The organism is Radiobacillus deserti (genome assembly GCF_007301515.1).
In the GTDB taxonomy this organism is placed as follows: Bacteria; Bacillota; Bacilli; order Bacillales; family Amphibacillaceae; genus Radiobacillus; species Radiobacillus deserti.
This window is the reverse complement of record NZ_CP041666.1, coordinates 1959674-1974374: the sequence shown is the minus strand read 5'-3', so window position 1 is coordinate 1974374 and position 14701 is coordinate 1959674. Positions and strand designations below refer to the sequence as shown.

Genomic DNA, 14701 nt, shown 5'->3' with positions numbered 1-14701 from the left:
TATGTAACAACGAGTAAGTTGAATAAAACATGTTCTGCTTTAGTGATCCTTTTCCTTTCATATGATTGCCCTTACAAGGAAAATTATTCATGATCATCAAGTGAAAAATAGGAAATAAACCTAATTATTTTCTTCCATTTTACTAAATACAGTTCACGAAGAAAAGGAGATTGGAAGTGAATTTGCGTAACAGATCGTATGAATTCTCTATGATGGGATGAAAGGACACGGAATTGGTCATGATAAAGGGTGGAGGTGTTAAAATGGAAAACAAAAAATTAGAGCAAAATAAACGAGAAAAACCTAAATCCTTGTTAACTAAATCTCTTTTGATTGGCTTTGTTGGTGGGATTCTGTGGAGTTCTCTAGGAGCTATTGCATCTTATTTTAATTTTACAACAGTTTCACCAGCTACCTTTATCCTCCATTCATGGTTAGATACACCGTGGTCGAAAGGTTGGAGTGGAGAATTAATTGCGATATTTGCAATTGGCTTGATATCGATTGCTGTGGCCTTTGTTTATTATTTGCTTTTCAAAAAAATGGTGAATATTTGGCAAAGTGCTATGTTCGGGGGAGCCTTGTGGTTCGTCGTATTCTATTTATTAAACCCAATCTTTTGGAATGTAGACAAAATGACCGAGTTATCTAGTAATACAATCGTGACGACAATTTGCTTATATTTATTATACGGGACGTTTATTGGATATTCCATTTCTTATGAATACAATGATTCACAAGCACAATCTTCATAACAAAGTACGAAAAATCGGGAAGTTATGATAAACTAGTGGGGGAAGTTAAGTGTAGCATGTAAAGGGATGGAGAAGAATTATGATGGAACGCTTACTCATATTAAATGGACCTAACTTGAATCGGTTAGGGAAAAGAGAGCCAGACATTTATGGGAAAGAAACTTTGAAGGATATAGTGGAGCAGGTGAAACGGATCTCCACTCCATTTGGAGTAGAGGTTCAAGACTTTCAATCTAATCATGAAGGGGAATTGATTGATCGACTCCATAGTCTGGATGAAAGCTATATTGGAGTTGTTTTTAACCCAGGAGCCTATACACATACTAGCATTGCACTTCGTGATGCAATTACTTCTATATCTATCCCTGTTATAGAGGTCCATATCTCGAATGTACATAAAAGAGAGGAGTTCCGACACACGTCTCTTCTTGCGCCAGTATGTATAGGACAAATAGTCGGATTAGGTGTACAAGGATACGAGCTTGCTGCTCGTGCTTTGTTGGAACGTAAATAGAAAGGATGAGTATTGATGGGGAAACTAGACAAATTAAGAAAACGTTTAAGTGAGAAAAATTTGGACGGAATTTTAATTACAAATGATAAAAACAGAAGGTATATGACAGGCTTCACTGGAACAGCAGGAGTCGTGTTAATAACCCAGGATAAGGCCATATTAATAACAGATTTCCGCTACATAGAACAAGCAACAGAGCAAGCATCAGACTATGAGATTGTGGAACATAAACAATCCATTGTCCTAGAAATTGCCGACCAAATTAATAAATTCGGATTGAAGCAAGTAGGTTTTGAAAAAGAAGATCTTACATATGCAATTTATGAATCGTATCGGGAAAAGTTAGGCGTAGATCTTGTTCCAACTAGTGGTTTGGTGGAAACATTACGCTTGATTAAGACGGAAGATGAGATTAAGATATTAAAGTCAGCAGCAGAAATTGCCGACGCTGCTTTTGATCACATTCTGACTTTTATTAAACCAGGTGTGAAAGAAATAGATGTTTCCAACGAATTAGAATTCTTCATGAGAAAACAAGGTGCTACTTCTTCTAGTTTTGATATTATTGTAGCATCTGGGAAACGTTCTGCTCTTCCACATGGGGTAGCCTCTGACAAAGAAATTCAATCCGGAGAATTAGTTACGCTTGATTTTGGAGCACTATATAAGGGATATTGTTCGGATATTACACGTACAGTGGCAGTAGGCTCTATTAATGATAAATTGAAAGAAATCTACGACATTGTATTGCAAGCACAAATAAAAGGCATGGAAGGGATTAAAGCGGGAATCACTGCAAAACAGGCAGATGCATTAACAAGAGACTACATAGAGGATAAAGGCTATGGAAGTTATTTTGGTCATTCTACTGGACATGGAATTGGTTTAGATGTTCATGAAGGACCTGGTTTATCATTCCGTTCTGAGCAAGTGCTGGAACCTGGTATGGTAGTAACCGTCGAGCCGGGTATTTATGTTGCAGATATCGGTGGCTGCCGCATTGAAGATGACACGGTTGTAACGAAAGACGGCAATGAAACATTAACCCATTCACCAAAGCAATTCATTACATTATAATTTTTAATAGGGGGAAATCGATTCATGATTTCAGTAAACGATTTTAAAACAGGATTAACAATTGAAGTAGATGGTTCTATATGGCAAGTTATTGACTTCCAACACGTAAAGCCGGGTAAAGGTGCGGCATTTGTACGTTCGAAGTTAAGAAATCTTCGTAATGGGAGTATTCAAGAGAAAACGTTCCGTGCGGGTGAAAAAGTGGCACGAGCACATATCGAAAATAGAAAAATGCAATATTTGTATGCATCTGGGGATGTCCATACATTCATGGATAATGCTTCTTACGAACAGCTTGAGCTACAAACTAGTCAAATAGAATACGAATTGAAATTTTTGAAAGAAAATATGGAAGTAAACGTCATCACATATCAAGGTGAAACGTTAGGTGTTGATCTTCCGAATAACGTGGAGCTGGAAGTAACAGAAACGGAGCCGGGTATTAAAGGAGATACAGCTAGTGGTGGAACAAAGCCTGCTACACTAGAAACAGGACTTACTGTACAGGTCCCGTTCTTCGTAAATGTTGGGGATGTTTTAGTTATTAATACAAGTGATGGTAAATACGTATCTAGAGCATAATCTCAAAAAAACCTGTTGTCGTTAACGACAACAGGTTTTTTTAGTACCGATACACGATGAACTTAAACTGAAGTAAGAAAATAGAAGACAGTCTCCGATTAGGAGACTGTCTTCTATTTTCCTTCTTACGATTCTCTAAGAATAGTCATATAACTAGACGGAGCGCATATATTGAAAGTAAAACCTTGAAGAAGACTAGCTATGGAATTGAGGGTTAGGTATGGATGGAATTTTACGGCTGTTTCCAAATGGTATAAGAGAAAAGCTAGCAAATAGAGTTGGTCATAGATGGAAGAGTTTACAAGAAATTCGATTTCGAGTCGGACAACCTATTGAATTGAATTTTGATGATAAAGAAGAGTGGCTGACAAGTCTTCGACCGAGTGAGCACGATGCGACATTCCTATTAAATCAGTTAAGTGAATTTTCCTTATATCGAATGGAGGAAGAACTACGCCAAGGTTTTATTACAATCGAAGGAGGTCATCGTGTTGGCCTCGCTGGAAAAGTAAATACATCCAATGGTTCTGTTCATGCCATTCGACATATTGCATCGTTTAATATTCGGATTGCTAAAGAAAAAATAGGGGTCGCCAAACCATATATTCCATATTTGTATGATCCTAAAACCAATCGATATCAAAGTAGTTTAATCATTGGTCCTCCTCAAACAGGTAAAACGACGCTTCTAAGAGATATCGCAAGATTGATTTCAACAGGATGGGATGCTAAACGTCCAATGAAAACCGGGATAATTGATGAGCGTTCTGAAATTGCTGGTAGCATCAAGGGGGTTCCACAGCACCAATTAGGAGTTCGAACGGATGTAATGGATGCTTGTCCTAAAGCGGAAGGCATGATGATGATGATTCGATCTATGTCTCCTGATGTGTTAGTAGTCGATGAAATCGGTAGTGAGAAAGATGTACAAGCACTTATGGAAGCTGTCTTTGCAGGTGTGCAAATTGTCTGTAGTGTACATGGACAAGACTTAAGAGATATTCAAAGGCGTCCTTCATTAAAACCACTGTTTGAGCAAGGCGCATTTGAACGTTTTGTATTATTAGATGGAAGGCACAAGCCAGGTTCTGTGGAATACATTCTAAACGCTAAAGGAGAAAATATATGGAAGAAAATGAGGTGCAGTCAACATGAAATGGATTGGAGCACTTCTTCTGTTAAGCGCTACGACATGGGTCGGGTTTGAATTTGCTCGAAAATTAAATGAAAGACCTAAGCAAATTAGGCAGCTAAAGAATGCTCTACAAATATTGGAAGCTGAAATATTATACGGTCAGACACCAATTATTGAAGCTTGTGCCACTGTTTCCAAACAGTTACCAAAGCCTGTTTCTTGGTTTTTTGCAAGCTTTAGTAAAGATTTGCGAAAGCAATCCGGAGACTTATATGAAGTGTGGCAAGCGAATATGAATCGGTTCTGGCCATTCGCTTCGCTTGGCAAGAATGAACGAGAAATTTTAGAGCAATTCGGTCGTACGTTAGGCCAACATGATTTTTCACAACAACAGAAGCACATCCATTTGGCTTTAACTCATTTAGATCGAGAGTTAGAGGAAGCAATAGACTACCAATATCGTTATAGCAAGATGGCAAAAAGTTTAGGTGTTCTTACTGGATTACTTGTCATACTACTCTTGATTTAGGAAGGAAAGGAGTAGAGTTGAATGCTCGGTGATGCTTCAATTTTATTTCAAATAGCAGGCATTGGAATTATCGTCGCGATGATTCACACGATTTTAAAACAGATGGGGAAAGAGGAAATTGCTCAGTTTGCAACGTTGGTTGGATTTATTATTGTTTTGGTCATTGTAATTGATGGTATAGCAGATTTGTTCCAGCAAATAAAATCTGTATTTCTATTCCAGGGGTAATCAAATGGAAATCTTTCAAATCGTTACGATAGCTATTGTCACAAGTTTACTTGTACTTATTCTCAAGGAACAAAAATCTACTATGGCATTCTTTCTAATTTTATTAACAGGGATTTTCATCTTTGTCGTTGTTATAGAACATATTGCTCATATTTTTGAACTCATTCAACAGCTTGGGGTAAAAGCGAATGTAGATGGAATGTATATTGAAACTATACTTAAGATTATTGGAATTGCTTACATCGCAGAGTTTGGAGCTCACTTAACAAGAGATGCTGGTTTAAGTTCGATTGCCGCCAAAATTGAATTAGCCGGAAAAGTATTTATCTTAGTTCTAGCAGTACCTATTTTAACAGCAGTGATTGAAACCATCTTAGGATTTTTACCTGCCTAGACTTGGAAGGGAGCAGGAATACGTGCATGAAGGGATTTTGGAAAGGTTTATTTATCATCGTAGTAGCAGTCATTGTGTTTCATAGCCATCCGTCATCAGTAATGGCTACCCCATCGCAAGAAGAATCAGCAATCCAAGAACTTGATCAAATCTCCTTTGAGAAAGTCCGGACATATTGGGATCATGTTGTAAATGAATACGGTGGATATTTGCCAGGCTTACAAAAAGAAAGCCTAATGGAGGTTTTACAAAGCAAGGATGACATTTCGATAAAAGATTGGTTATACGGAATGTTAAAGTACTTGTTCCATGAAATTATCGTGAATGGGAAGTTACTTGGCACGTTAATCATGCTTACGTTATTTAGTGTCTTGCTACAAACGCTACAATCCTCATTTGATAACAAAAATGTAAGTAAAGTCGCGTATGCCATCGTTTATCTTGTTTTAATCGCAATCGCACTTAACAGCTTTCACCTTGCTGCTGATTATGCAAAGAATGCTATCGATACGATGAGTAGTTTTATGATCGCATTACTGCCTCTAATGTTAGGGTTAATGGCTACTTTTGGAAATGTCATTGCTGTTTCCTTTTTCCACCCGGTTATTGTGTTTTTGATTCATATAAGTGTGGTTCTTGTGTCCAATGTGGTCATTCCTTTGTTCTTTTTATCAGCCTTACTAAACATTGTGAGTACTATAAATGAACAATACAAGGTGACACAACTAGCTAATCTGTTTAAAAATGTCGGTCTAGGATTGCTGGGATTATTTTTAACGATCTTTCTTGGAGTGATTTCTGTTCAAGGTGCAGCTAGTGCGGTTCAAGATGGCGTCGCCATGAAAACGGCAAAGTTCGTAACAGGTAACTTTATTCCGGTAGTTGGACGAATGTTTACAGATGCAGCCGATACCGCATTAACGGCATCATTGCTCTTAAAAAATGCAGTAGGCATCGTTGGTGTCATAATTATTGGAGGACTAGCGCTTTTTCCAGCTATTAAAGTCTTTTCTGTGGCATTCATTTATAAGTTATCCTCTGCCTTATTACAACCGATTGGTAATGGTCCAATTATTACGTGCTTGGATATCATTAGTAAACATATTCTTTACATTTTTGCCGGCTTATTAGTAGTTACCTTTATGTTCTTTTTAGCTATTGTCATTATGGTAGCCTCTAGTAACCTAACTTTGATGCTTAGGTAGGTGATTTAACTTTGCAGTATATCGTAGATTGGGTAACCCAAATCATTCTTTTTCTATTAATTGCTATGGTCATTGATCTACTACTGCCTAATTCATCAATGCGAAAGTATATAAGAGTTGTAGTAGGTCTCCTCTTAATTTTAATCTTTCTAAAGCCTGTATTTTCCCTATTGAAAGTTGATACAGACCAGATGCTACGCGAGGTGATGCCGATTATGGATACTACAAATGAAGAAGAAAGTATGAAAAATTCAATAGAATTGAAGAAAAAAGAAATACAAGCCTCTCAACGTGCATATATTTTAGATAAGATGGCTGTCCAAATGAAAAATAGTGTACAAGAGGAGTTGAAACAAGACTATGGTGTAGCGATTTCTGAAGTGAATCTCGTAATGGATCCAGAAGCAACTGAATTAAATCAGAAAACATTAAATCAAGTAGAGGTAACTCTTTTACAAGAGGCTGCTTCACCAGGACAGCAAAAATCCATAGAGGAAGTTGTGATCGATGTGGGAGAAGAGGCGGAACTTCCGGAGGACCGGGCGGAACTGCCATCCGATGACATCAAGCATTTCTTAACAGAGAAATGGGAGCTTCAAGAAAGTAAGCTAATTCTTTCATGGGAGGGAGGGCTAGAATGAAGAAATTACTCGATAGACTTCTTTCTACATTAAAAAATGAAGATGGCGGAAAACCCAACAAGCTTGGCTATGTATTGGTTATTGCCCTTTTCGGCCTACTACTAATAATTGTAAGTAATTTGTTTCAAAGTGAAGCAAGAAGTGGCGAAGAACTTCCAGAGTTATCATCCAAGGAACCTAGCCAAACGGAAAGCGAAACGTTACTCCAAAAGGATGATTCCTCTAAGAGTAGTATAGGTACTGAACTTGAGGCTGGATATGAAAAGGATTTGGAAGCGTTGCTAAACAAAATTCAAGGAATCTCTGATGCGGAGGTAATGGTCAACTTAGATTCCACTAAAAAGAAAGTTTATGAAACAAACTTAGTCATTGGTACACAGAAGACGGAAGAGCTTGACCAAAACGGTGGGGAGCGTTCGATTGAAGATCAAACGAGAGAAGAACAGACTGTAATCGTGCGCCAAGGAGATAAAGAAGTACCACTTTTAGTACAGACAAGAAAACCAGATGTTAGAGGGGTCTTGATTGTTGCTAAAGGTGTTGAGAATATTGAGCTGAAACAGTGGGTGGTCGAAGCAGTTTCACGAGTACTCGATGCCCCACCTCATATCATTTCAGTGATGCCGAAAAACAAATGAGGAGGAATTTAACGTGCTAAAAAAACAAACGATTTGGTTATTAACAATGTTAAGTCTTATGATTGTATTGAGTGTTTATTACATGAGTTCGCCATCTGGGGATCAATTGACACTCCTTACGGATAACGATAATGGAGAAACAGCTATTGCTGATCCAAGTTCAGACGAAGCTTCTGGGGAGAAAGGAACAGGAGATACTACAGGTACAGAAATGACAGATTCTGAATTATTTACATCGATCCGAATGGAAATAACAGAACAAAGAAGCGAAAAAAGAGCTCAATTAGAAGAAGTAGTAGCGTCAAGCTCTTCTACTACAGAAGAAAAGAATAAAGCGATGGAAGAAATGGACCAGCTCGAAGCTATGGAAGCAAAAGAAAAAATTCTAGAGGAATCTATAATGGCTGAAAATGGATACGAGGATGTGCTAGTTCGCTCAGAAGATGGAGAAGTTTTTGTTCAGGTAAGAGCGGAAGAGATGAGTAAAACAGAAGCAAACAACATCATTAAAATGGTGGAAGACGAATTTGGGCGTGTACCAGTAGAAGTTAAATATCACTCTGTATCCTAAGCACATTTATTAATGTCTCAGAAGGATTTTCCTTTTGAGACATTTTTCAGTTTTAAATCCTAGTATCCATTGATTCAATGGGTGAACAGTTGCAGTTTTTTAATCCTTCTCGTAAAATGTTGTCAGGAGTTATTAGTACCTGTTATTAAATTAGCGAAGGGGTGCAGGAATAAAATGCTAACCGTAAAAGAAATTCAGGAGCTTATTCAATTAATTGATCATTCATCGATCGATGAGTTTACGTTCGAAACAAATGAGGCGAAGGTGTCTCTTAAAAAGAATAGTCCGGCAACACAAACGGTGGTTTCAGAACCAGTAGTACATAATGTAGCCACACCACAACCTGCTTCACCAACACAAGCAGTGGAACAAACAGCCACACAACAGCCGGCAAAAAATGAAGCAAGTGAACAAGAACAAGTTGCGTACGATTATGAAATTGTGTCACCGATGGTAGGAACGTTCTATAGTTCTCCAAATCCAGAGAGTGATGTGTTTGTTAAAAAGGGAGATAAAGTAACTTCCGATACAGTGGTTTGTATTGTAGAAGCGATGAAGCTTTTTAATGAAATTGAAGCAGACGTTGAAGGTGAAATTGTGGAAGTATTAGTTGGTAATGGTGAGCTTGTGGAGTACGGTCAGCCATTATTCAGAGTAAAAGCGTAGTAAGGGGATGACAACTTGATTAAGAAAGTATTAATAGCCAATCGTGGGGAAATAGCGGTTCGTGTTATCCGTGCTTGTAAGGAGCTAGGCTTGGAAACGGTGGCTGTTTATTCGGAAGCGGATCAAGATTCTCTCCATGTTCAGATAGCTGACGAAGCGTATTGTATCGGTCCTAAATTAAGTAAGGATAGTTATTTAAATTACACAAATATTATGAGTGTGGCCACGTTAACAGAAGTGGATGCGATTCATCCGGGCTACGGTTTTTTGTCGGAAAACGCTGATTTCGCAGAAATATGCAAGGAATGTAATATTACATTTATCGGTCCTAGTGCGTATGCTATTCAAAAGATGGGGACAAAGGATGTTGCCCGAGATACGATGCGTGAGGCAGGCGTTCCAATCGTACCTGGTTCGAATGGGATTATCGCAGATGTGGAAGAAGGGAAACGTGTGGCCCAAGAGATTGGGTATCCTGTCATTATTAAAGCAACTGCTGGCGGTGGTGGAAAAGGAATTCGTGTAGCACGTTCGGAAGAGGAACTTGAAAAAGGAATTCGTGTGACACAGAAGGAAGCGGAAACTGCGTTTGGTAATCCAGGAGTGTACTTAGAAAAATTCATTGAAGATTTTAGACATATTGAAATTCAAGTTTTGGCAGATAATCATGGCAATGTGGTTCATTTAGGAGAACGTGATTGTACTATTCAAAGAAGACTTCAAAAATTGATTGAAGAAACGCCATCACCAGCTATTAATCCAGAAATACGAGCTAAAATGGGAGACGCTGCGGTGAAAGCAGCGAAAGCAGTGGAGTATTCTGGAGCTGGCACGATTGAATTTATCTTTGATAAGAAGCAGCAATCGTTCTACTTTATGGAAATGAACACTAGAATCCAAGTAGAACACCCCGTTACAGAGATGGTAACAGGAATTGATTTAATCAAAGAACAAATTAAAGTGGCGAACAATGAAGTGCTTTCCTTTACACAAGACGATATTACCTTTAATGGCTGGGCAATCGAATGTCGTATCAATGCTGAGAATCCATTCAAGAACTTTATGCCATCTGCAGGAAAAATTGATATGTACCTTCCTCCGGGTGGTTTTGGGGTCCGTATTGATTCTGCTGCTTATCCGGGATATTCGATTCCACCGTATTATGATTCAATGATTGCGAAGCTTATTACCCATGCCCCAACTAGGGAAGAAGCTGTAAAACGAATGAAACGTGCATTAGACGAGTTTGTAATTGAAGGAATTTCGACAACGATTCCATTCCATAGAAAAGTATTATCTCATCCGGTATTTATTGATGGAGATTTTAATACAAAATTCTTAGAGAAATATACTATAATGGATAGTGAATAAATGTTAGGGAGTGAAACGGGATGAGCGACGGTACATTAATTAATGTAAGTGAAGATTCCAGTCTAGGAAATGTAGAAATTGCTCCTGAAGTTATCGAAGTCATTGCAGGGATTGCAACGACAGAAGTTTCTGGTGTGGCAGCTACTAGAGGAACATTTGTGACAGGTGTCGCAGAACGCTTCGGTAAGAAATCACACGGTAAAGGAATAAAAGTTGAATTATCAGAAGACGGCGTTCTTATCGATGTCTACGCTGTTTTAGAGTTTGGTTCGGTCATACACGAGGTGGCGCAAAAAGTTCAGTCCAATGTACGACAAGCATTGAAAAATATGACAGGACTCAAAATTAAAGAAATCAACGTGCATGTAGTCGGTATTCAAACAGAAAAAGAAGGATCAGCTGAATAATAGAAAACCGGATGAGGCAATGTCTTATCCGGTTTTTTGTGTACATTCCATCGTTTTTTTCTACGCACTCTTTCGATTTGGGCTATTTCGTTGCAAAAAAGTTACATGTATGAGGAGGAAAAGAAGTATTAGGAATAGGTAATTAATAGATTATAGAAATAGAACGTGTTATGATTTGAAACAGATACTAACTAAAGGAGAATGAACATGAAACGACGAGCAGCCAGAGAAAAAGCATTTCAAGTACTTTTTCAGATGGATATCAACGATGTAGATCCGAAAGAAGCGTTGGATCATGTCTTAGATGAAGCAAAACCAGATGAATTTTTGACAAACATAGTGTTCGGAGTCGTGGAGCATAAGGAAGAGATTGACCAAAAAATCTCCGACAATCTAGAAAATTGGACCATTCAAAGGTTAGCTTCTGTCGAACGGACATTACTTCGTATTGCCACCTTTGAGCTATTTCATGGCGAAGATGAAACGCCTCAAGGAGTTATTATTAACGAAGCGGTGGAAATAGCAAATGAATATGGGGATGATAAATCTGGCAAATTTATCAACGGCGTACTCTCAAAAATTATTCAATAGGGGATGAGAAATATGTCAGCTGAAATTATCTATGGAAGTGAACTATCTGCAGAATTAAAAGAAAAAATGAAAAAAGAAGTGGACGAGCTTCATAATAAACGTATCTTTCCAAGCCTTACTGTAGTTCTTATTGGGGAAAATCCAGCTTCACAATCTTACGTACGTGGAAAACAAAAAGCTGCGGCGCAAGTCGGAGTAGACTCTGATTTAATAGAGCTTCCTTCCACAACCACCCAAGATGAATTATTACAGCTTATTGGACGTTTAAATAAGGATCCTAAGGTACATGGAATTCTTGTTCAATTACCACTTCCAGATCAAATCAATGAACAAGTTATTATTGAAGCAATTGATCCATCGAAAGATGTGGATGGTTTCCACCCTATTAATATTGGAAGAATGATGGCGGGTAAAGATACGTTTTTACCATGTACACCATTTGGGATTATTACGATGCTAAAATCTAGAAATATTGAGATTTCCGGGAAACATGCGGTTGTAATTGGAAGGAGTAATATTGTAGGGAAACCAGTAGGTCAATTATTGTTGAATGAAAATGCTACCGTTACTTATTGTCATTCCCGCACCAATAATATGAAAGACCATACATTACAAGCAGATATCTTAATTGTTGCAGTCGGTAAAGAGCATTTTGTTACGGCTGATCATGTAAAAGAGGGTGCAGTAGTCATTGATGTCGGGGTTAACCGTATGGAGAACGGTAAACTGACTGGAGATGTAGATTTTGATTCCGTTAAAGAAAAGGCTTCTTTCTTAACACCCGTTCCTAAAGGGGTCGGACCGATGACTATTACTATGTTACTACATAACACAATTAAAGCGGCTAAGCTACTTTCTTAACCTTGTCCGAAATGCAAAAACGTCGGTTGGGAAGGGGGAGGAAAATTGAGTGATCGCTATCTAACGGTAAGTGCATTAACGAAATATATTAAACGAAAGTTTGAGATGGATAAGCATTTGAAGAAAGTATATTTAAAAGCAGAAATCTCAAATTTTACCCGTCACAGTAGAGGACATATGTACCTTACGTTAAAGGATGATAAATCACGAATACAGGCGGTTATGTTTGCAAGTCAAAATCGTTTTTTGAAATTTAAACCAGAGAATGGAATGAATGTACTCATTATTGGGGAGGTTTCCATTTACGAGCCTCAAGGTCAGTATCAACTTTATATACATAGTATGGAACCAGACGGCATCGGAGCTCTTTATCTAGCTTACGAGCAACTAAAGGAAAAGCTCACTTCTGAAGGCTTATTTGACCCAGCTAAAAAGAAACCTATCCCTAATTTCCCTAAACAAATCGGGGTGATTACCTCTCCAACAGGAGCAGCAATCCGAGATATCATTACTACAGTTCGACGAAGGTATCCGATAGTTAAACTTTCTATTCTCCCAGTTATGGTTCAAGGTGATTCTGCTGCTACCTCAATAGAAAAGGCTATCTATAAAGCAAATCAACTTGGTGGCTTTGATGTTCTGATTGTTGGACGTGGTGGGGGCTCGATTGAGGAACTATGGAGCTTTAACGAAGAGCGTGTTGCAAGAGCAATTGCTGCCTCTGAGATTCCAATTATTTCTGCTGTCGGACATGAAACAGATTTTACTATTAGTGATTTTGTAGCGGACATGCGTGCACCTACACCTACAGGAGCTGCGGAAATCGCAGTTCCATCTCAAGAAGAGTTAAAAGAAAAACTTGGTTCCTATAGAAAGGCGTTAGGGAGATTACTTCAGAACCGAATGGTTCAAGCAAAAGAAAAACTATCTCGAGCTAACAAATCGTATGCGTTTCGTTACCCTGAACAATTGCTTAAACAAAAAGAACAAGAATTAGATCGAACGGTAGATGCTTTGAAGAAGGCACTAGGAGATATGAACGAGAAAAAAAGCTATAATTATGAGCATCTGCAAAAACGACTCATACAAACAAGTCCACAAAAACGAATTGCAGAAAATCGGAAGCAATTGAGGGAAACAATGAGTCGGACAAGTCGAGTTTTCCAAAGGATTCAAGCAGAAAAACAGAACAATTTTTCTACGTTACTTGATAAGCTTTCTATATTAAACCCTTTACATACAATGAAGAGGGGTTATTCGATTTCATACAAGGAAGATGGACGTGTAATTAGCACCACCAAACAAGTAAACCCAGGTGAGCATATTCATGTGAAGCTACAGGATGGTGTATTGGATTGTCAAGTCTGGGGGTTAGAGGAGGAACTAGAACACGATGGAAGAAAAGAATGAACTATCCTTTGAAGAAGCAATGGTCCAATTAGAAGAGATAGTAGAAAAGCTTGAAGAAGGGGACGTTCCATTAGAAAAAGCAATTGAATATTACCAAGATGGAATGAAACTGTCTAAGCTATGTAATGAAAAACTTACGAAAGTAGAAAAACAAATGGAACAAATCATGAATGAGCATGGTGAATTTGTACCATTCACAGCACAGGAGGAAGAGTAGTGAGTGAGTTAAAGAATTATTTATCACAAAAACAAATACTCTTTAACGATCACATTACTCAACAGTTGAAAACCTTAACCCATTCTAATTCCTTAAGACAAGCAATGGAATATTCCGTAACTGTAGGTGGTAAGCGAATCCGACCGATTTTATTGCTGGCGAGTTGTGAGGCCTTTGGAGGACAAGAAGAAAAGGCGCTTCAAGTTGCAGCAGCTTTAGAAATGATTCATACGTATTCTTTAATCCATGACGACTTACCAGCTATGGATAATGATGATTTTCGAAGAGGAAAGGCAACGAATCATAAGGTGTTTGGAGAAGCTACTGCAATTCTTGCAGGAGATGGTTTACTTACCTATAGCTTTGAATTAATCACAAAGGATCAACAATTAACAGATAAGCAAAAAGTGTACATTCTGTTGGAATTAGCGAATGCAAGTGGTCCAAATGGAATGGTTGCAGGACAGCTTTTGGACATGGAAGCAGAAAATAAAGAATCTTCTCTTAAAGAACTCGAGCTAATCCACAGTTTAAAAACCGGTAAGCTTTTACAATTTGCCGTAAAAATTGGGGCTTATTTAGGCGGGGCTAATCCAGAACAAATTCATCAGATGGAGAAGTTCGGTTATTATTTAGGTTTAATCTTTCAAGTACAAGATGATATCTTAGATGTAACAGGAGATGAAAACAAAATAGGAAAACCTGTCGGAAGCGATGAAACGAATTATAAGAGCACGTATCCGAAGCTATTAGGATTAGATGGTGCTATGAAACAAAAGGATGCCTACCATCAACTTGCTGTGGAAGCTTTAGAAACGGCTGGTGTGGAAGGGTCTCTATTGCGTGAATTAACCGATTATTTGGGGAATAGAGACTATTAGGTAAAGGGGAATATCCATTGAGGATTTA

The 14701-nt window shown here is 38.2% G+C and carries 20 protein-coding genes; all 20 read left to right on the top strand.

Features of this window, described 5'->3' with window-relative positions; genetic code table 11:
* The first annotated feature begins 263 nt into the window (after nt 1-263).
* Nucleotides 264-755, top strand: a complete 492-nt coding sequence (locus FN924_RS10485) for a YqhR family membrane protein (RefSeq protein WP_143894287.1) — start codon at nt 264-266, stop codon at nt 753-755.
* A gap of 82 nt (nt 756-837) precedes the next feature.
* The gene (aroQ, locus tag FN924_RS10480; protein ID WP_143897185.1) at nt 838-1269 is read left to right on the top strand and encodes a type II 3-dehydroquinate dehydratase; all 432 of its coding nucleotides are present in this window, start codon (nt 838-840) and stop codon (nt 1267-1269) included.
* A 15-nt stretch (nt 1270-1284) separates the two neighbouring features.
* A complete protein-coding gene (locus tag FN924_RS10475) occupies nt 1285-2346 on the top strand; it encodes a M24 family metallopeptidase (RefSeq protein WP_143894286.1) in 1062 nt (353 codons plus the stop codon).
* 24 nt (nt 2347-2370) lie between these two features.
* Entirely contained in the window at nt 2371-2928 is a 558-nt protein-coding gene (efp, locus tag FN924_RS10470) for an elongation factor P (RefSeq protein WP_143894284.1), read from the top strand.
* 220 nt (nt 2929-3148) lie between these two features.
* A complete protein-coding gene (gene spoIIIAA, locus FN924_RS10465) occupies nt 3149-4135 on the top strand; it encodes a stage III sporulation protein AA (protein WP_143894282.1) in 987 nt (328 codons plus the stop codon).
* Nucleotides 4080-4592: a stage III sporulation protein SpoIIIAB gene (gene spoIIIAB / locus FN924_RS10460; protein ID WP_143894280.1), complete on the top strand. Its 513-nt coding sequence runs from the start codon at nt 4080-4082 to the stop codon at nt 4590-4592. Before spoIIIAA ends, spoIIIAB begins: the two co-directional genes overlap by 56 nt.
* Before the next feature lie 21 nt (nt 4593-4613).
* Nucleotides 4614-4820 (top strand): stage III sporulation protein AC, encoded by a 207-nt coding sequence (spoIIIAC, locus tag FN924_RS10455; protein ID WP_143894277.1) that lies wholly within the window; start codon nt 4614-4616, stop codon nt 4818-4820.
* Nucleotides 4821-4824: 4 nt separating this feature from the next.
* Nucleotides 4825-5214 (top strand): stage III sporulation protein AD, encoded by a 390-nt coding sequence (gene spoIIIAD, locus FN924_RS10450; protein ID WP_143894275.1) that lies wholly within the window; start codon nt 4825-4827, stop codon nt 5212-5214.
* Between the two features lie 26 nt (nt 5215-5240).
* On the top strand, nt 5241-6419 hold the full coding sequence (gene spoIIIAE, locus FN924_RS10445) for a stage III sporulation protein AE (RefSeq protein ID WP_143894273.1): 1179 nt from the start codon (nt 5241-5243) through the stop codon (nt 6417-6419).
* 11 nt (nt 6420-6430) lie between these two features.
* Nucleotides 6431-7060 (top strand): stage III sporulation protein AF, encoded by a 630-nt coding sequence (gene spoIIIAF / locus FN924_RS10440; RefSeq protein WP_143894271.1) that lies wholly within the window; start codon nt 6431-6433, stop codon nt 7058-7060.
* On the top strand, nt 7057-7698 hold the full coding sequence (gene spoIIIAG, locus FN924_RS10435) for a stage III sporulation protein AG (RefSeq protein WP_143894269.1): 642 nt from the start codon (nt 7057-7059) through the stop codon (nt 7696-7698). The genes spoIIIAF and spoIIIAG overlap by 4 nt, the downstream gene beginning before the upstream one ends.
* 13 nt (nt 7699-7711) lie before the next feature.
* The gene (locus FN924_RS10430) at nt 7712-8269 is read left to right on the top strand and encodes a SpoIIIAH-like family protein (RefSeq protein ID WP_143894267.1); all 558 of its coding nucleotides are present in this window, start codon (nt 7712-7714) and stop codon (nt 8267-8269) included.
* Nucleotides 8270-8443: 174 nt separating this feature from the next.
* Nucleotides 8444-8935 carry an acetyl-CoA carboxylase biotin carboxyl carrier protein gene (accB, locus tag FN924_RS10425; RefSeq protein WP_143894265.1) on the top strand — a complete coding sequence of 164 codons (492 nt, stop codon included), beginning with the start codon at nt 8444-8446 and terminating at the stop codon, nt 8933-8935.
* A gap of 15 nt (nt 8936-8950) precedes the next feature.
* A complete protein-coding gene (gene accC / locus FN924_RS10420) occupies nt 8951-10306 on the top strand; it encodes an acetyl-CoA carboxylase biotin carboxylase subunit (protein WP_143894263.1) in 1356 nt (451 codons plus the stop codon).
* 20 nt (nt 10307-10326) lie between these two features.
* On the top strand, nt 10327-10713 hold the full coding sequence (locus FN924_RS10415; RefSeq protein ID WP_143894261.1) for an Asp23/Gls24 family envelope stress response protein: 387 nt from the start codon (nt 10327-10329) through the stop codon (nt 10711-10713).
* A 207-nt stretch (nt 10714-10920) separates the two neighbouring features.
* Nucleotides 10921-11304 (top strand): transcription antitermination factor NusB, encoded by a 384-nt coding sequence (nusB, locus tag FN924_RS10410; RefSeq protein ID WP_143894258.1) that lies wholly within the window; start codon nt 10921-10923, stop codon nt 11302-11304.
* 12 nt (nt 11305-11316) lie between these two features.
* Nucleotides 11317-12165, top strand: a complete 849-nt coding sequence (gene folD, locus FN924_RS10405) for a bifunctional methylenetetrahydrofolate dehydrogenase/methenyltetrahydrofolate cyclohydrolase FolD (protein ID WP_143894256.1) — start codon at nt 11317-11319, stop codon at nt 12163-12165.
* 45 nt (nt 12166-12210) lie between these two features.
* Complete coding sequence (gene xseA / locus FN924_RS10400; RefSeq protein ID WP_143894253.1) at nt 12211-13575, top strand: exodeoxyribonuclease VII large subunit; 1365 nt, start codon at nt 12211-12213, stop codon at nt 13573-13575.
* Complete coding sequence (locus FN924_RS10395) at nt 13559-13792, top strand: exodeoxyribonuclease VII small subunit (RefSeq protein WP_143894251.1); 234 nt, start codon at nt 13559-13561, stop codon at nt 13790-13792. Before xseA ends, FN924_RS10395 begins: the two co-directional genes overlap by 17 nt.
* A complete protein-coding gene (locus tag FN924_RS10390) occupies nt 13792-14673 on the top strand; it encodes a polyprenyl synthetase family protein (protein ID WP_228409422.1) in 882 nt (293 codons plus the stop codon). Before FN924_RS10395 ends, FN924_RS10390 begins: the two co-directional genes overlap by 1 nt.
* Nucleotides 14674-14701: the final 28 nt, after the last annotated feature.